Annotated in this window: 6 protein-coding genes; 5 read left to right on the top strand and 1 reads right to left on the bottom strand. The window is 49.7% G+C overall.

The window, feature by feature from the left end:
- The first annotated feature begins 119 nt into the window (after nt 1-119).
- The 5 genes from NIES2104_RS09100 to NIES2104_RS09080 all read left to right on the top strand — a co-directional run bounded on the left by NIES2104_RS09100 (nt 120) and on the right by NIES2104_RS09080 (nt 10,857).
- Entirely contained in the window at nt 120-2,573 is a 2,454-nt protein-coding gene (locus NIES2104_RS09100) for a hypothetical protein (protein WP_058997808.1), read from the top strand.
- A gap of 21 nt (nt 2,574-2,594) precedes the next feature.
- Nucleotides 2,595-3,155: a DUF11 domain-containing protein gene (locus tag NIES2104_RS09095; RefSeq protein ID WP_058997807.1), complete on the top strand. Its 561-nt coding sequence runs from the start codon at nt 2,595-2,597 to the stop codon at nt 3,153-3,155.
- A gap of 67 nt (nt 3,156-3,222) precedes the next feature.
- A complete protein-coding gene (locus NIES2104_RS09090) occupies nt 3,223-4,719 on the top strand; it encodes a DUF11 domain-containing protein (RefSeq protein ID WP_225895230.1) in 1,497 nt (498 codons plus the stop codon).
- Nucleotides 4,716-8,096, top strand: a complete 3,381-nt coding sequence (locus NIES2104_RS09085) for a hypothetical protein (RefSeq protein WP_058997802.1) — start codon at nt 4,716-4,718, stop codon at nt 8,094-8,096. The genes NIES2104_RS09090 and NIES2104_RS09085 overlap by 4 nt, the downstream gene beginning before the upstream one ends.
- A 73-nt stretch (nt 8,097-8,169) precedes the next feature.
- Nucleotides 8,170-10,857: an isopeptide-forming domain-containing fimbrial protein gene (locus tag NIES2104_RS09080; protein ID WP_202815040.1), complete on the top strand. Its 2,688-nt coding sequence runs from the start codon at nt 8,170-8,172 to the stop codon at nt 10,855-10,857.
- Between the two features lie 307 nt (nt 10,858-11,164).
- Here NIES2104_RS09080 and NIES2104_RS31665 read toward each other — a convergent pair whose 3' ends face one another.
- Nucleotides 11,165-19,381, bottom strand: coding sequence for an Ig-like domain-containing protein (locus NIES2104_RS31665; RefSeq protein ID WP_058997799.1), 8,217 nt, complete (start codon nt 19,379-19,381; stop codon nt 11,165-11,167).
- Nucleotides 19,382-20,032 lie beyond the last annotated feature (651 nt).

Raw genomic sequence — 20,032 nt, 5'->3', positions numbered from 1 at the left:
CACTGTCAACTGCCTGCGTCTGACTGCACCGAGATTTTCTCCAACCTTGATCGTGCTCTGACCTCTGAATGGGGGTTGCTTCGCATGTCCTTTTTTCAGCCCACTTTTTGTCGATCGCTATGAAAATTACTACTTGTAAGCTCCTAGCCGCCACACTTCTCATCGGAAGTAGCCTGTCAGGAGTCCGCACCGTTCTCGCTCAAACTCAAACCGCAGCAGGCACCACCATCAGCAACACAGCAACGGCAACCTACTCCGATGGGACAACTACTTATAATGCAACTTCCAACACGGTAACTGTTCAAGTTGCGGAAGTTCCAGGAATTAACGTTGCGGCTCAGGCTCCCAGCAACGCCGCCCCAAACGCAAATGATCCACTGCACGTCGATTTCACTATCACCAACGTTGGAAACGACCCCACACAGTTCTTTATTCCTGGAACTGCTACCCTAAATACCACAGATTTCTTCGTCGATGGTCCGCTCCAAATTATTGCTGTAAATGGCACTGCTATCACTCCAGTACCCATACCGACAGCGGGTGATTCAACAGGTACACTGCTTGGAGCGACTCAAGGATCAATTGCAGCGAATGGAACCATTACCGTTCGCGTTCCGGTTCGAGTCCGGGGAACGGCTGTAGCCGGTGCGACGACGACCGTTGCCCTCGGAAACACTGCCACTGCCAATGATCAAAACATCGATCGAACTGGCAATGTCAATAACACACTTGATGTTTACACGGTAGACAATCCAGACGGAACCACAGGCGAAACCCCTGGTGTTCTCTCTCGCGTGCACGAAGCAATGGCAACAAGTACTGCAATCACCGTGAATGCTCGATTGCAGGCGTTTGCAACCATTCTCAAAGCAGTGTCTAGCTATAGCAATAACAACACGCCTGCGGTCTTGAGCGATGACACGCTGAACTATTCGTTAGCGCTCAAGGTTGCAACTCCCACACCATTGCCCACTGGACTTGTCGCTTCAGACTTGCATCCCACCGCACTGAACTTGAATGGTTCAAGTCAAGACCGCATTCTCGTTTCTGATGCGATTCCAGATGCAACCGTTTTGAGTTCGACTACTCCCACCGCACCAGATTCAAGTTGGACAGTCGTTTACACGATCAGTCCTTTATCGACTCCAGCGCATCAAGCAGCTTGGGTCACGACTCGTCCGACCTCTGGAACAATCACGCGGGTTGGTTTTGTACGATCGACTCCTGTTGCGAACAATTCCACCCCGATCGAGGGCTTCTCATTCTCAGTCAATCCGACCGCAAGCTTCACCGGAGGACGAATTGCCAACATCGCCCAAGTGTTTGGTCAATCACAGCCTGGGACAGTCGCTCCTGGAACTGCAACACAGTTGGTATATGACGAATCTGGAGATCAATCCGCAAATAACCAGCTCGAAGGCGGTAATCCTGATCCAGCGACAACTGGAGGTGCCCCTGCAACAGGACGGGGAATCGATGATGGGGTAGCAGATGTCGTCACAGATGGAGAAGATCCAGGCAAAGGATCATCTCCGACCGCAGGCAACACGAACCAAGGAGACCTCAACGATTCGGATGGAGGTGAAGTCACGCTGTATACGATCGCAGCGACTCCATTGAATGGTCCCGTGAATCGTCCCGATGCGGTCAACACCACGAACAATGATGACTTTACGAATCGATCGATTCAGCTTCCGGCAGATCTCAATCCTGCAACCCCGTTAACGGATGCTCAAACACCAGCCATCACCTTCACGAACACTGTTCAAAATACCAGTGGTAGCCCGCAAACGATTTCACTGCTTCCCACTCCACCTACTAACGCAGCGGATTTACCGCCTGGAACATTAGTTACCATTACTGCTGGAAGCGATGTTGCAGTTTACCGTTATAACGGGGCGACATTTGACTTTGAACCTACGGGAAGCAGCAATACAGGACTCAATGATCCAGTCGAACTGGTAGACCTTCCTGCAAACGATAACAATCCGGGTGGAACTGATCAGAGAAATTACACGGTAACGATCGATCTTCCTGACAGTACGGTAGCAAACCCGATCGCACAAAACACAGGCTTCCCCGTTCTAATCCTGGCGTTTGTCGATCAGAACAATGATGGAAGTCCAACTAATGAACCCGGAAACACAACGATCAATCGCCTCTACACCGGATATGTCGAACTGCAAAAAGATGCTCGAATTCTGGATGGTGGAACTGAAGTTGTTGGATTTGGTGCGAGTCAAGCCGCATTAAATGCCGCAGCAAGACCCGGAAGAACGATCGAATATCGCATCCGATACCGCAACGTTTCAACGCTCGCGCCTGCAAATTCTGGCAGCATCGATCTTCCTGCAAACAGTCTGACGATCACCGAAGACGGGTTAGATGCTCCAAACAATTGGTTCAACCCGACAACGCATTCATCGCTGGGTCCAGCCCCAGGCTATGGAATCGCAAGCGGCACGATCACAGTCACGCTCAACGGTACAGACATTCAAATCTATACCAATCAGGTTGGAACGGTTGCCCCGCAAGGCACAGGCGAATTTATCTTCCGCCGCACGATCAAGTAGTGGACTCATCAGGAGAAAACAATGAAACGGAATTTTGTTTGGATAGGATTGGGACTTGCGGCGACTGTGGCAATGTTGCCGATCGATGGAGCACCTGCGGCAGCTCGACTGTTCGATCGAGGATTGTCGATCGCTCAATCGTTGCAGCAGCCGAAAGTCGAACTGAACTTGATCGCGAAACAGAAAGTCATTCAGAAAGATGCCCAAGGCAAAGAGCAAGTGTCTTGGAATGTGCTGACGAAAGACACGATGGTGCAGAAAGGAACCGTTCTGCGCTTTCAGGTGGTTGCAAAGAACACAGGCGATCGGGCGGCTGAGAAGTTCGTGGTGACGCAGCCCGTTCCGAAGGGAACAACTTATGCGGCTGATTCTGCCACTTCGAGTGGAGCGGAACTCACTTACAGCATTGATGGTGGTAAAACGTTTACGGCAAATCCGATGGTGCAGGTCACATTACCGGATGGCAGAACGGAGATGAAGCCTGCACCTGTGGAAGCTTACAGCCATGTGCGGTGGACATTTGAGAAAGCGATCGCGCCTAAGAATGCTTTGGAAGTGAACTACGAAGTCAGCGTTCGATAGTTCCATAGAACTCCAATTTTTCCAGAATTGGAGTTCTTTCTCCTGAAAATCCTACGCCTTCAAGATCGTGAACAAATTGCCTCCGAATCAAGCGGATCATTTCTATTCCAGGTTCAAAGCTTGCACTGCTGCATTACTGATTAGCTCTTTAGGTGTTTCTACTTCTGCACAAGCACAACCAAAGATTTCATCCATCACAAATCGTGCAAGCTACAGTTACAGTGATCCATCAGGTCAAACTTTTAGTAGCTTTACGAATCAACTCCAGCAAGGTCTGATTGATCCTTTGGGTCGAATTACAGGGTGTGCGGGTGAAGTCCTATCAAGTTACTCAGGCTTTAGTGTGAGTGTGTATGAAGCAGATGCCTCTGGAGTTGAACTCGGTGCGTTAGTGCCATTGACTGGAACTGAGCTTCCTGATGTTCCGAACAATGGAATCGCCGCAGGACTTGATCCGAATCGTCAGAATAGCAATCCTTATTTTCTTGGTGCAAACAGTGATGGGCGGTATAACTTTCTGCTCGATGATGCACGAGGGCAACTCGCGATCGGGAAACGATACATTCTTGTGATCACTCCGCCCCAAAGCTCGATTTACAGTCAGCGACGGGTGCGATTGACGATTACAGCACGAAATGGACGGCAAGTTTCTTACAATGCGACTTCACTTGATGGCAAAGCACTGAGTACCACTACGGGTGCAACCTCGATCGAGGGACAGTTAACGATTCAAGATGCCGAACAAGTGGGATTATCCCTGGCTGCGATCGATGTTGATGCAAGTGTGTGTCAAGCTCAAGCCATTCAAATTATCAAAACAGGCGATCGATCTAATGCAGCCCCTGGTGATACTGTTCTCTACCGATTATCCATTCGTAATCTCGCCAGTGCTCCTGTTAGTAATTTAACGATTACCGATTTACTTCCGCTTGGCTTCCGGTTCCGAGAAAATAGCGCCAAAGCAGAGTTTCAAAATACAAGCATTCCTGTTACTGCAAGTTCTAACGGTTCGACGATTACCTTTACACTGCCGAGTGTAACGCTACCTGCCAACACTGGAGCACAAACCCCAGTGGTCAATATTGCGTATGCGGCGACTTTAACACCCGATGCAATTCGAGGAACCGGACAGAATCGAGCATTGGTACAAGGAACGCGATCGGACAATCAAGATATTGTGCGAGATGGTCCAGCTCTGCATCGTCTCAGGGTTCGTAATGGACTGTTAACCGACTGTGGAACCATTATCGGGCGCGTGTTTGAAGATAAAAACTTTGACGGTGAACAACAGCCTGGAGAGCCAGGAATTCCGAATGCAGTTGTTTTTCTCGATGATGGCAACCGGATTACAACAGATCAAAACGGATTGTTCTCGGTGGCGAATGTTCTCGCTGGTTACCGCACTGGAGTTTTAGATCTAAGTAGCGTTCCAGGTTACACCCTTGCCCCTAATCAGAAGTTTCACGAACGCAATAGTCAATCTCGCTTAGTTCATCTTGCACCGGGTAGTTTAGTGCGAATGAATTTTGCAGTTACTCCAGCGCAACGGGAGGCAGGCAAATGAAATTTAATCAATGTTCTATCTATGCAGTTTGTCTGATTTCACTGTTCGCATTCCAAGCTCCTCGATCGATTGCAAATCCCGTTCCAGCACAGTCTCAAGTTTCTCTAAAGTTCGTTTCTCCAACCGTTAACAGTGTTCTCGATCTACCTTCTGCAACGGTGGTGTTGAGCTATCCGAAAGGGGCAAAGGTTGAACTGTTTGCGAATGGGGAAAAAGTGAGCGATCGCTTAATCGGACGTACCGAAACGAGCAGCACAACCATTACTCAAACGTGGTACGGGGTTTCACTCAAAGAAGGGAATAACACATTAACTGCTCGAACAGACGGAGCGGAGAATGCTTCTGTTAATGTGCAAGTTCGCGGAGAAGCGACAAAGTTAACGGTGAGTTCCGCTGAGTCGCGCATTCCGGCAGATGGTCGATCGATTGCCACGATCGCAGGTCAATTGCTCGATGCTCAAGGCAATCTTTCCAATCGAGAAGCAACGGTTACTTTGTCAGCAACCGCAGGCGAGTTTACTGGGGTAGATGTCGATCGAGATCAGCCTGGATTTCAAGTCAAAGCGCAACAAGGACGATTTACAGCAACATTGCGATCGGGATTAGAACCGAGAACCGTCACGATTCAAGCGCGTACCAGTAACTTAGAAGCCTTTTCACAACTGAGCTTTGAAACGGATCTCAGACCCCCGATCGCAACAGGTGTAATTGATCTCCGATTGGGAAAACGGGGAACGGATTACTTTGACCGATTGAGAAACTTTAATCCGGTCGATCGAGACAATCCTTACCGCTTAGATGCAAAAGCGGCTGTGTTTGCCACAGGTCGAATCGGGACTTGGTTGTTTACAGGAGCGTTTAACAATAGCAGAACATTGAATGAAACCTGTGACTCGACTTCGAGGCTTTACAGAGATATTCAGCCGTGTGATCAGAACTATCCAATTTATGGTGATAGCTCTTCAACAACAGCAGTTACACCTTCACAAGATAGTTTATATCTCAGATTCGAGCGGACTTCTCCGGTTATCGGTGCAGGCATTGATTATGCAATGTGGGGCGATTACAACACTGAGGAATTCGCCCGTCGATCGCAGCAATTCACCGCGACCACTCGCCAGCTTCACGGCTTCAAAGCCAACTATAACGTTGGGAATTTGCAAATCACAGGAATCTTTGCGGATAGCTTAGAAGGATTTCAAAGAGATACGATCGCACCGGATGGAACGAGTGGATTTTACTTTGTTTCACGCCGATTGTTGCTCGAAGGCAGTGAGAATGTTTTTCTTGAAACCGAGGAATTGAATCGACCGGGAACAGTTATCGATCGTAAACCCCTCAATCGAGGTGCAGACTACGAAATTGACTACGATCGAGGTTCTCTCTTATTTCGTCAGCCAATCCTTAGAACTGATGTCGGTCAGAATGGCGAAACTTTAGTGCGTCGAATTGTTGTCACTTACCAATATGATCAGCCTGGATCGAACAACAATATCTATGCGGGAAGGGTTCAATACAATCTAGCGCGAGGACTCGATCGAGAAAGTTGGATCGGACTAACTTACTTCAAAGAAAATCAAGGTGTGCGCCAGTTTGAACTCTTTGGAGCCGATGCACTATTAACATTCGGAACCAGTCAGCTAGTGGCAGAATACGCTAATTCTGAGAGTTCACTTGATTTTGGTAACAGCGTAAGCGGCTCAGCGTATCGAGTTGAACTTGATAGTCAAATTGCTCAAGGTGTACTTGGACGGCTTTACTATCGAAAAACTGATGCAGGCTTTAACAACAATGCGACTACAAGCTTCACACCCGGACAAACCCGCTACGGGGCACAAATCACCGCTGCGGTTTCTCCGACAACCAATGTTCGAGTGCAATACGATCGAGAAGACAACACCGGAATTGCACCGCGTCCACTCACACTCATCGATGAACTCCTCACACCTCAAACGGCTCCGACTCCCGGATCACGAGTCGATAACTCACTAACCACTATCACAGCAGGCGTTGAACAAAAATTTGGGACGGCGAACTTCAGCTTAGATTGGTTGCACCGAAATCGTGAAGATCGGCTAACTCCTTCGGTGTTTGATACCAATTCGGATCAACTGCGATCGCGCTTCACTTTCCCCCTCACACAAACGCTCACCTTCCTCGCACAAAACGAAACGACTTTATCATCTGAAGTCGATCAGGTGTACAACGATCGAACATTACTCGGCTTAAATTGGCGTGCAGTTCCAGGTGTGAATGTCCAACTCTCACAGCAGTTTTATCACCGTGGGCAATTTGCAGGTCGATCGCTGACGAATTTGAGTGTGTTAGGTGAATACAAACTGCTACGTGATACGACTTTAACGGGTCGCTACACTTTGCTAGGTGGCGCAAACGGCACGAACATTCAAGCCGCGATCGGACTCAACCAAATCTTTAAGCTCTCTCCCGGATTGCGAATTAATGCTGCATACGAACACGTATTTAGTACGATTTCTAGTCGCAGTGCCGCAGGAACAATCTTCGCTCAACCGTTTGCAGTTGGACAAAGTGCTTCAAGCTTAGGACTCGATGGCGGCGATAACTATAGTATCGGACTCGAATACTCTGACGAATCAAGATTCCAAGCGAGTGCCCGGTATGAACATCGCACCTCATCGGCAGGAGCAAACACGGTAATTTCAGCGGGTGCGGCAGGTAAGATTAGTCCTGCCTTGACCGCATTGGCGAACTATCAGCAAGCAAACGCAGCCAATCAAACTTTAGAGGGCTTAGATGATACGAAGACTCTAAGAATTGGGCTTGCCTACCGCGATCCGAACGACGATCGCTTTAATGCTCTGCTGCGTTACGAATACCGCAAAAATCCCGCACTCATTCCCGATTCGATTCTCTTCGGTAGCGGCACAGGCACAAATGAACATCTTTTCGCGATCGAAGCCATCTACGCCCCAAACTGGCGCTGGGAATTCTACGGAAAATTTGCCCTCAGAGATAGCACCTCTTACCTTGCAAGCGATCTAGCAGGAACCAGTACCGTTTTGCTAGGACAAGGACGCGCTGTTTACCGATTGGGGTATCGCTGGGATGTCGCCGCAGAAGGACGCTGGATCGGTCAATCAGGCGATTTTAATGAACTCGGCTGGGCATTGGAAGCGGGATATTATCTATCGCCAAATTTGAGATTATCCGCAGGTTATAGCTTCGGACGGGCAAACGATCGAGATTTTACGGGAGCGCGATCGACCGGCGGACTGTATTTTGGCGTAACGGTCAAAATCAACGAACTATTCAACGGCTTCGGACTGCAACGCATTCCCAAACCACAAAATCCACCCACCCAAACGACCGTCACACAAGAACCTTCTCCGTCTCATTAGATTACTCTGTGCTATGCGACTTCAACTTCTTTTAACTCTCCGAACATCATCCCAGCTATTGGGAACTATTGCTTTGTGCATTTGTGCAATTGCACCGATCGCAACTCCCGTCAGAGCAGAAGGCAGTAAAGAACTGGTTCAAGATGGCGGTAGCCGCCCATTTCTTGAATGGTCAGGACAAATCAGTGCCAGCATTCCACGCAGTACCACACTTCGAGTTTTTGTTCGCCTAGGAGAAATCGTTCACCTTGGATCAAGTGTGGCAAACAGTTACGACGATGGTGGTGGAGCTGGAAAAAATGATATTGTCTACCGCCGAGTGGGTGGCGGACAAAGTGGGAGCTGTGATGTCTTAGCAACTGGATTTGGCTACATCAATACCCCAGTAAAAGAGAACATTGGACCAAATCCAGGAGGCTATACTCCCTGCACGTTTACTGCAACCGCAACAGGAATCTACGAAGTTGAATTTCGAGGTCAACAGCGTAGCACGAACGATGTCGGAAATCCACCTGCCACAACAGTGGAGTCTCCCACCAGTACCACTGCATTCACGTTCCTCAATAATCAAATTCAAACAGTTGGTGCTTGGGACATTACAGTAAAGGATAGTACAGGCACGACGACGCTGCCTGGACGAGTCTTCACGTACTACGTGGCGATGAATCTTGGTGCTAATAGTCGATCGCTAAATTCCAACTTTTTTATTCAAACCAAAGATGGATTCCGCTATCGGACTGATATGAACGGGCTTGATCCCTTTGGATTTATCTTTTTTGCGAACAGTCGAGGTTACATCGATCGACAAAACGGCGCTACACTTTATCGATCTGCTAGAGCAACTGACAATGCACTGAACTTTATCGGTAACGTTGCAGTTCAAGCCCCAAGCACTGTCGATACCGCAACCGACATTACGCACTTAATCTTTTTCAATCGTCCTGATTCCAACACGTTGACTGAACTCAACATTCCACTCAGCCCCATCATGCCCGGTGTCCCGCAAAACTTTAAATTCACGGGTGCGAGTGGAAGCAGCGGCAACCAAACCCCTGTCGGAGCGGGAGGATTTTTTAGCTTTAGTTCCAATACTCCTGGCACTTATCAAATTATCATTGACACAAATGCCGATGGAATCTTTGATCCTTCCGTCGATCGAGTTTTACAAAATCCAGCATCCGCAGGCGTGAATATCGTATCCTGGGATGGAAAAGATGCCAATGGAACGAACGTGCCACCTCGTACCGGAAATGCTGCTTATCCTGCCCAAGTCGTGTTGCGAGGTGGAGAGTATCATTTCCCGCTGCTAGACGTGGAAAATAATCCTAGCGGCTTCAAGATTACGATGGAAAATCATACCGCTGCTTTCCCAACGATTTTGGACACGAATGGGCAGTCCGTTGGACCTGCGACAATCTACTACAATGACACCAACTACACAACCGCGAATGGAACAAGTGTAACGCTTACGGGTACAGGAGCTACCAGTCCTACTAACGCGAGTAGAGGGGTGAATAGCGGCACCAGCGGCGAACACGAATTTAGCAGTAACTATGGAGACTTTAAGGGAATTGATACTTGGACATTCTTTCCCAGCGAAGCGATAACGGCTCCCCTGGTGATTACGACCAATGAGCGAGCGAATGTAATTGGTAGAAAATCAGTGCGTTTCTTAGCCGATGCCGACGAAGATGGAAAAGTGACCATAGGCGATCGTGTTGAGTACACTGTCACCTACTCGAACCTTTCACCCGGAAATAGTAATGCAACTAATTTTGTCTTGAGTGATAGTCTTCCAGCACAGCTATCCTATGTTCCGGGAAGCGCTACCTTGACACAAACCCCAGGTAATACGATCAGCATTAATTCCAGCTACAATGGCACGGGTGCATTGACCAATTCAGGAACGCTCAGAGTCGGGGATACGATTACGGTTCGACTCATTGCGACAATCAATGATGCAAATAATGGAGCCGCGATCGTTAACCAAGCCAGCGCCACCTTCAGTACTCCAGACAATCCTGGCTCAGTCGCGGGCACCGTTTTATCTGATGCAAATTCAGCTGGAGCAACACTCAATCCACCTACCGTTGGCAATCCGTTCTTTCAACTTGCAGATGACGGTATTAATTCAGGCAACGATCTTGCGACATCTGCCGATGATGATCCAACTGTGATTACAGTTCCACTATCACCCCGCTTGCGACTAGTGAAGCGAGTGACTGCAATCCAAGGAACCGCACTTTCTAGTTATGTTGATGTGGTGTCTGGGGTAGGTGCAGCCAGCGATAATGCCCCAAATTGGATCAATTCCTCGGTTACAGCGAATCGATCGAACAATTCTGGAACAACTCCAAATTTCAGCGCATTTTTGAGAGGTGTGATTGATACCGCGACACTCTCCACTGCACAAAAGCCAAAGCCTGGAGATGAAGTCGAGTACACCATTTACTTCCTCTCAGATGGCGATCGAGATGCCAGCACGGTTAGCCTATGTGATTTTATTCCAGCAAATACGACTTATGTTGTGAATAGTCTTGAGCTTGCGATCGGGCTTAATCCTGCTGTTCCTGTGACCGATATCCTTACAGATAGTGATGGTGGATACTATACAACTGGTTTCCCAGGAGCGTGTTCGGGCAGTACGAATAATGGACGTGGGGCAATCGTCGTGAATGCTGGAACGCTACAACGCAGCACAGGATCGGGAACACCCAGCACTTCGTTTGGTTTGATTCGATTTCGTGCCAGAGTGAACTAAGTCCATATCACCGAAGACCAGGTTGACCAGACAAAAACCCCCACTGCAACGATCGCTAAAACGACTTCGATCAAGTTCCCGCTTAAAGTGCTAAAGCCAATGAAAAAGCTGACTCTTCCAGCCGTTTTGATGCGCTCAAGAGTCGGGAGATTGCGCTGATAAAGATATTCCCCGATGAATTTATCGAACAGAATTCCTGCGATCAGCGTGGCGAAACCCCTGCCCTAACCCTCTTCCATAGAAAGCAGCCCTCACCCGCTCCCACGGGAAGCGGGTGAGGGCTGCAACCCTTCATGCAGAAGAGCGATTACACTACAGTGAAATCAGCAGCAGTTAAACTACTGGCTGTCACATTTTGCAGCGTTGCAATCGTGGTTGCTCCATCTCGCAACAAGGTATTTGCACCACTTTGAACTCGCGTGATTGCGCCGAAAGACAGTCCACCGGAGAGTCCAATTTTGTCGCCTTGAGTCCGGCTGAAATCAGCGATCGTGTCACTGCCCAAACCGCGCCCAATCACAAACAAATCGCGCCCAAGTCCTCCAATCAGCGTATCGTTACCGAGTCCACCGTTTAGCGTGTCATCGCCTGCTTCCCCGACTAAGCGATCGTTGCCGCCGCCCCCGATCAGGCTATCATTTCCCGCGCCTGCGTTGACCGTATCCGCACCGTTTCCACCGGTGAAGCTGTCATTGCCGCCACCGAGCGAAACGGTTGCGGTCGCATAGGTACCGAGAAGCGTCACGGTATCATTGCCATCACGAGTGTTGGCGGTCGCCTCATCTGCGAGCAGATTTAGGGCAAAAGCGGCATTGTTCATTGTGACCGTGATCGTGTCGCTCTCGAAGCCCCCAACGATCGCATTATTTGAAGCACGAACGGAATTGGCAAACGTGACATTAAGGGTGTCATTGCCACCGCCACCGAGCGCACTGGCGATTCCGTCAGTATCGGTGAGCGTATCGTTTCCGTCGCCACCCGTTAAGCGATCGTTCAAACCAGTACCGCCCGCTAAGGTATCGTTGCCAACTCCACCGTTTAAGGTATCGTCGCCGATGCCGCCATCGAGTACATCGTTACCCGCATCGCCGTTGAGGGTGTCGTTGCCTGCTTCACCGCTGAGCGTGTCGTTACCTTCGCCGCCGTTGAGGGTGTCATTGCCATCGCCACCGAGAATCGTATCGTTGCCTTCATCGCCGAACAGGGTGTCATTGTTGCCGCGTCCTTCGATGCGATCGTCGCCGCCCAGTCCTCGAATCGTATCTGCACGGGTGTCACCAATTAGGGTGTCTGCGCTGAGCGTTCCGGTGATGGTGTTTGTGCCGCCGGGGAAATCGTTGTCGGTAATCGCAACGGTGATCGGAGCGATCGAGAGTCCGCTATAGGACGGATCGGTGCTGCTCACGGTTGCGGCGATCGTGCCGCTGTGATTTCCTTCGATCGCAGAATCATTGATTGCACTTACGGTGACAGTGCGGGGTGTATTCCAGTTCGCTGCCGTAAAGGTGATCGGTGCGATCGCGGACAGTTGGGTTCCGGTTCCAAAACTCACCGTGACATCTGCAACAGGCTGAGAGGTGAGAGCGATCGTAAAGGTATCTGTCGCGCCGCCTTCGGTGACTGCGGTGTTGCCATTGGATTGAACGATGCTGATTCCAGCCGTGTCATTGTCGATGATGTTGGCGGTAAGCTGACTGGTTTGGTTGCTATAGTTCGCATCGCTGCTCACGGTAGTGTGGGTGATCGTTCCGGTGTGTGCGCCTTCTGCGATCGGGTCATTCACCGCATTAACCGTCACGACTTGTGGCACGTTCCAGTTCGCGGCTGTGAACGTGAGCGAGGTTTTGTTGACTCCGACTTGCGAACCGCTGATATTCACCGTGACATTGCTCGTCGGTCGGCTACTGAGTTGAACTGTATAAGTATCGGTTGCACCGCCTTCGGTGACAGCCGTACCGCCATTAGACTGAGTAATGACTAAGCCGCTGGTGTCATTGTCGGTGATGGTTGCGGTCACAGGTGCGATCGCAATCCCGCTATAGTTTGTATCGCTGCTGGCTGCGGTGTAGCTCAACGTACCGGAGTGATCGCCTTCTACAGCATTGTCATCGACCGCTGTGACTACAACCGTTTGTGGGATGTTCCAGTTTGCGGCAGTAAAGGTGAGCGTTGTCGGTGAACCAATGGTTTGAGTGCCTGAATTGAGCGTGAGGGTGACATTGCTAGTCGGTTGAGTGTCAAGCACGACCGTATAGAAGTCTCCAACTCCACCTTCAGCGATCGCGGTGCTGCCTCCGGATTCAGTGATTGAGACTCCTGCGATCGAGAGTTTGAAGGTATCTTCGGCAGACAGAGAGCCGTCAGAGGCGCGAACTTTCACATCAAAAGAACCGCCATCGGCACTGGTTGGAGTCCCGCTAAAGGTGCGGGTCGCTGCGTCGAAGGTCAACCAATCGGGCAGTGCAGTTCCGTCTGCTTTGGTGGCGGTGTAAGTTAGCGTAGCGCTATCGACATCGCTGAAGCTATTGGCAGGAACAGCAAAGCTAAAGGTTGCGCCTTCGCGAGTGAATTGGTCGGCGATCGGGTTCGCAACTACAGGCGCATCATTCACAGCGGCAATCACCAGATTGAACGGGCTAGTCGCAGAGAGTCCACCTGCATCAGTAGCAGTGACTTCTAAGGCAAGCGTACCGTTAAAGTTCTGGGGCGGAGTTCCTGAAAATTCGCGAGTTGTGGCATTGAAGCTTAACCACTTGGGCAGCGGGTCGCCATTGATTGCTGTTGCCGTGAGCGTTAAAGTATCTCCATCAACGTCGCTGAAGGTATTTGCAGGAACGGTGAAGCTGACCGCCGTATCTTCAGTTCCGGTTTGTCCTGGGATGGCATTTGCAACGATCGGTGCATCATTGACCGGAGTGACATTAAAGGTGAACGTGTTTGGACTCGCATCTAGATCGACTCCACCATTCGCTGTACCGCCATCGTCTTGAACCTGGAACGTGAAGTTGGCGTATCCTGTTCCGTTGGCGTTGGCAGCAGGCGAAAATGTGAGCTTACCACTATTGATGTCATCGATGCTGATGAGCGTGTCTGCCGCGACATCGACACCATCGAGTTTCAGCGATCCGGCACTAGCGATCGTGGTGATCTTGACCACACTGAAGGCATTTGCAGAAGGATTATCACTCGCATCTGTAAAGCCGAAGTCCGCAGCATTCAAGATCAGAGAACTATCTTCAGACAGTGTGATAGTTTTGTCTGTACCAGAGGGCGCATCATTCACAGCGGCGATCGCTAGATTGAACGAGCTAGAAGCGGATAGTTCGCCTGCGTCAGTTGCAGTGACTTTGAGCGCGATCGTGCCATTGAAGTCTTGCGGTGGAGTGCCAGAGAACTGACGGGTTGCGGCATTGAAAGTTAACCAACCTGGAAGCGCACTACCATCGCCTAGAGTGGCTAAGAGGGTGAGTGATGCATTATCAACATCACTGAAGGTGTTCGCAGGAATGGTGAAGCTAACCGCCGTGTCTTCAGTTCCAGTTTGGTCTACGATCGCAGTTGCCACGACGGGCGCGTCATTCGTGCCCGTGATGGTAATCACTAGATTTGCTTGGGCAGAGGTCGCTCCTTGGTCATCGGTTGCGGTAAATGGAATGGTGAACGTTTGAGTCGCACCGTCAGCTAAGGAGTCATAGCTGGAGGCATCAAACGAGTAAGAACCATCCTCATTGAAAGTTAGCCCGGTTGGGAGTGTGCCGTTGGCTGCATACGTGAGCGTTTCCGCTTCACCTGAATCGGCATCTGTACCCGTCACCGAGCCGCTGATCGTTGCATCTTCGGTGACACTTCTAGAAACTGCTGTGACGATCGGGGTGTCATTCGTGCCTGTGACCGTAATGATCAGTTCGGCTCCTGATGTTGCTCCCTTCTCATCGGTGACTTTGAATGGAATGACCAGCGGCAGATCGATCCCTTGCGGCAAGAGGTCATAGCTGGAGGCATCAAACGAATAAGTGCCATCCGTATTGAAGACCAATCCAGTTGGAGCAGGATCGACCAACTCATAAGTGAGTGTTGCATTCGCATCGACATCGATCGCTGAAACAGACCCACTAATAGTGGCATCTTCATTAACGCTATTAAAGGCTGATTCTGCGATCGGTGCATCATTCGCGCCTGCAATCGTAATGGTCAGGCTGGACGTGGAGGAGTTACCCGCAGCATCTTGGGTTGTGTAGGTGAACTCTTCTGTTAATGAACTGCCGAGTTGTAGGGCTTGTACGTCCGCGTTCTCGTTGTCAATGACATAGGTATAGGTTCCATCCGCATTCAGCATCAAATCGCCGTAAGCCCCGCTGACACCAACTCCGACTGTACCCGAAGTCGAACCGAAGGAGATCGCACTCACGATAGACGCAGATGTATCATTACTGAGAACATTTCCAGTGGTATTAGAGCCAGTGGCTACGCCTGATTCGGTCGCGGTTCCCGTATCCGCTACAACAGTCGGAGGCGTGCTATCGATCGTCACTTGCAGCGGTTGAGAAGCAATACTGACATTCCCTGCACTATCGGTTGCTTTGGCAGTAAGCGTATAGGTGCCATCTGCGAAATCCTCTGCGGGGGTGAAGCTCCAATCTCCGTTGATATCAACGATCTCATTCCCAAGCAAGGTGTTTCCGTTGAAAATCTCGACGATGCTTCCTGCTTCAGCGGTTCCGGTGAGGGTTGGGGTTTTGTCTTTGGTGATGCGATCGCTGTTTGATGTGCCTGAGTCGGTGCTGATTGTCTGAGTAATCACCGGGGCATTGGGGATCAAGGTGTCGCCATTTACGCTGACCGGAGTGCTGACAATATTGTCGTTTCCGGCAGCATCGGTGAATTTATTAGCTGCGATCGAGATAGCCCCTGTGAGTGAATTAGTATCCGCAGTTGGGGTAAAGGTTGCGGTGTAGATTTTGGAATCCGAAGGATCAACGGTTAAACCCGTGAGTGCGCCACCCGTCACCGCGATGTCAGAATCATCAAATCCCGTAGGCGCTTCACTAAAGGTGAACGTGACCGTTGCTGTTTCGCCTGCTTTGAATGCTGTTTTATTGCTGGCGATCGTGACTTCAGGTTTTAATGTATCTCCCGTTACATTGACCGGAGTGCTGACAATGTTGTCATTTCCAGCAGCATCGGTGAACTTGGCAGCAGCGATCGAAATTGCACCTGTGAGCGAATTGGTGTCCGCAGTCGGTGTGAAGGTTGCGGTGTAGACTTTGGGATCGGAAGGATCAACGATCAAGCCTGCGATCGCGCCACTCGTCACCGTGATGTCAGAGCTATCGAATCCGGTTGGAACTTCACTAAAGCTGAAAGTGACCGTTGCGGTTTCGCCTGCTTTGAAGTCGGTTTTGTCGCTTGTGATAGCAACTGTAGGCTTCAGAGTGTCACCCTCTACATCAATCTCATTGCTAACAATATTGGTGTTGCCAATAGTATCGGTGAACTTGTTGGCAGCAATCGAAATTGCACCCGTGAGCGAATTGGTATCCGCAGTGGGCGTAAAAGTTGCAGTGTAGACTTTGGGATCGGAAGGATCAACTGTTAGATCCGTAAGTGTCCCGCCCGATACTGCAATGTCAGAAGCATCGAATCCAGTGGGAACTTCACTAAAGGTGAACGCGACCGTTGCCGTTTCGCCTGCTTTGAAGGTGGTTTTGTTGCTCGAAATTGTGACCGTGGGTTTTAAGGTATCACCATCTACACTAATCGGAGAACTCGCAGTATTGCTGTTGCCTGCTGCATCGGTGAACTTGTCAGCGGTAATCGAGATCGCACCTGTGAGCGAGTTAGTATCGGCAGTCGGCGTAAAGGTTGCGGTGTAGACTTTGGAATCCGAAGGATCAACGATCAAGCCTGCGATCGTACCTCCCGATACGGTGATGTCAGAAGCATCGAATCCGGTGGGGACTTCATCAAAGGTGAAGGTAACCGTTGCCGTTTCGCCCGCTTTGAACGTCGTTTTGTTGCTGGAAATTGTAACTGCGGGTTTCAGAGTATCGCCATTCAAACTCAGGGAATTGCTGGCAACATTGTTGTTGCTGATGACATCCGTAAACTTGTCTTTTGCGATCGAGATTGCACCCGTGAGTGAGTTGATATCGGCGGTTGGGGTAAAGGTTGCGGTGTAGATTTTGGGATCAGAAGCACTCGCAACGAGATTTGCGATCGTACCGCCCGACACCGTGACATCAGAGGCATCGAATCCAATCGGTGATTCATTGAAGGTGAACGTAACGGTTGCGGTTTCACCTGCTTTGAAAGTGGTTTTATCACTGGAAATCGTAACGGAGGGCTTGAGGGTATCGCCGTTTAGACTCAGGGAAGCACTGGCAGTATTGTTATTGCCTGCCGTATCAGTGAATTTGTCTTGCGCGATCGAGATAGCTCCTGTGAGTGAATTAGTATCCGCAGTCGGAGTAAAGGTTGCGGTGTAGACTTTGGGATCGGAAGGATCAACGGTCAAGCCCGCGATTGCGCCACCCGTCACCGTGATGTCAGAGCTATCGAATCCAGTCGGGACTTCGCTAAAGCTGAAAGTGACCGTTGCGGTTTCACCCGCTTTGAAGCTGATTTTGTCGCTGGTAATTTCAACGGTAGGCTTCGCTGTGTCGATCGCTTGAGCATTGTTGGTCACAGCAACGTTCGGATTACCTGCTACATCCGTCACCGCAGCATTTTTCAACTCTAAGCTGATGTTGCCGCTGGAAACGTTTGCATTTGGGGTCACGTTGACTGTCCAAGCCGTGCCCGAACCCGTGACACTGCTGATTGTGCCGTTCGTGATGTTAAAATCATCTGCGGCGAGACCTGTGACGGCTTCGCTAAAGGTGTAGGTGTACGCGATCGTATTCGTCGTGGTGTTTGCGGTTCCGGGAACATTGTCCGCGATCATCACTGTGGGTCTTACAGTGTCGATCGCTTGAGCATTATTAGTCACCGCAACATTCGGATTGCCTGCTACATCTGTGACCGCAGCGTTTTTCAACACTAAGCTAATGTTCCCACTGGCAACATTTGGGTTCGGTGTGACATTCACTGTCCAAGATGCGCCCGAACCTGTGACGCTGCTGATTGTGCCGTTCGTTACTGTGAAATCATCTGAGGCAAGACCGACAACGGCTTCGTTGAAAGTGTAGGTGTAAGCGATCGTATTCGTCGTGGTGTTTGCGGTTCCGGGTACGTTGTCGGTGATTGTGACCGTCGGAGCAGTTTGATCGGTTGTGATAGAGAGTCCGGGTGAAACAGCACTCTGATTACCCGCAGCATCGGTAATGGTGGCAGTGATTGTGCGGGTTTGGTTAGAAGCATAGGTGCTGGAAAGTGAAACTCGCCCGCTTTGAATATCCTGTGCGGTAAGAGCGTATGTGAAATAAACCCCACTGAGACTACTAGAGACTCGCAGAGTATCACCTGCAACGGCTCCTGTGCCCGTCAAATCAATATCAAGTGTCAACACCTCCAGATTCGTAATATTGTCTGTGTTGGAAATGCCAGTGTCCGATGCCGCTCTCAAATCGATCGAGGGAGCGGAAGGCGCGATCGTATCGAGTGTGATAGTACTTGGAGTAAATAGCCCGATCGTCGTCGCATCAGTGAGTTGCACCGCACTGCCGTTATTCAGAAATTCAAACCCTGGATTTGTGGGAGAAGCATTGGTGGTTGTATTTAAGCTGCCAGACCCATTGCTTCCATTGCCTTGATAGACTTTGAACGTGAGGGGACCTTGATAGTTCGCGACTTGGCTTCCCAGAATACTATTCAGGTTAACGTTGAAACTATACCCATTGGAAACATTATTCGCAATTTGCCAATATAGTAGTTTGGAACCACTGTAAATTGCCAAGAGAAATTCGTTGCCGTCTTGATTCTGTTGAACTCTGTTTGCGCTTCCAGTGATGGTGAATGGAGTTGAGATTTCAGATGAGCTAATGCGACCATCAGTAGCAACGCTGTCAAGATTCTGAGAGATAATGGCTAACAGACCTGAATAGCCAATCAGTCGATCGAAAGCAAAATAAGCAGTATTGCTACTATTCAGCAAGTCCCAATTTCCGCCCTTTTCCTGTGTCCCTACTTTCTCTGATGCAGCAGCAACTCGCGCTCTAGTTGCCTGCTCCAGCGCTTGAATAAATTGAGCATCCGCACCAACTTCGCAGCTATAAAGCGCAATTTCTTCCACGCTCCATTCTTGCAGCAACCCCGATCGCGCTTTTACTTGCGCCAAATCCAGCGATCGCGCTCCCAAATGCACCACACCGGGTTCCCCGTGAGCGACGATCGCGAGTCGCTTTGCACCCGTTTGAGTCAGCAATCGAGTAATCGAAACCAGTGCATCTTCATCAGTATCAAGCGTATATCCCACGCTTTGCGGCAACAGAGCATTATAAAGGGTCGTTAAATCCTCAACGCGGCGATCGAACACCACCAGCGTCGAAGCTTGCATCACGGGAGATTGAATAGAAAGCGTAATCATCGTGGAAAATTCCTTAAGGGGTTGCAAAACAGTGACCAAATTTCAGTCAAGCGCTATCCGCACGAACATGACAGCCTGCATTCGAGTTCGATCGCGATCAAAACAGCGATCAGGATTGTTGAATGGTTTGGTAGTTGCACCCGCAGGCTGAGCGCATTGATCGGCTCAACGTTGAACTTGCGGAAGGTTTGAAAGTCGAAGCACACCAAGATCAAAAATTGAAAGTCAATCCGACCGAATTGCTCAGGATTCTGAATACTGCTCTAACGCTGAACGATCGTTGCGAACAGTAAATCACTGGTCATTCGAGATAGATGTTTCCTCTGAATTGTCAAGTGACAGAAATCGAATTCAGCAATTTAGCGGAAACAGAAATAGTCGTCTGAGTATGCGATCGAGATAAGTACGTATTCTCATTTCAAGTCGTGTCTCTTGAATCACATACTTGTCACTGAGTAATCGCAAAATTATTCTATACCGCAATTTAGAAAAGAGCGATGAGAAAAATCTATTTTTCACATTTCCTCACTTTTCCCACTCTTCCAGACCTGCTAATTTCGACTTTATATAAGAAAAGGAAAAATCTTCCTGTTGTGCGTTTTGTTGCTCGTAATACGGAATTGATATCGATTTAATTTGTGACTCAAGCCT

The sequence above is a fragment of the Leptolyngbya sp. NIES-2104 genome (assembly GCF_001485215.1).
Classification (GTDB): domain Bacteria; phylum Cyanobacteriota; class Cyanobacteriia; order Leptolyngbyales; family Leptolyngbyaceae; genus Leptolyngbya.
The sequence above is the reverse complement of the archived record's forward strand: the minus strand, read 5'-3'. Positions and strand labels throughout refer to the sequence as shown.

Excerpts from the sequence above, each read along its gene's own strand:
- NIES2104_RS09100 (WP_058997808.1), top strand. The coding sequence starts at position 120 with ATGAAAATTACTACTTGTAAGCTCCTAGCCGCCACACTTCTCATCGGA.
- NIES2104_RS09095 (WP_058997807.1), top strand. The coding sequence starts at position 2,595 with ATGAAACGGAATTTTGTTTGGATAGGATTGGGACTTGCGGCGACTGTG.
- NIES2104_RS09085 (WP_058997802.1), top strand. The coding sequence starts at position 4,716 with ATGAAATTTAATCAATGTTCTATCTATGCAGTTTGTCTGATTTCACTG.
- NIES2104_RS31665 (WP_058997799.1), bottom strand. The coding sequence starts at position 19,381 with ATGATTACGCTTTCTATTCAATCTCCCGTGATGCAAGCTTCGACGCTG.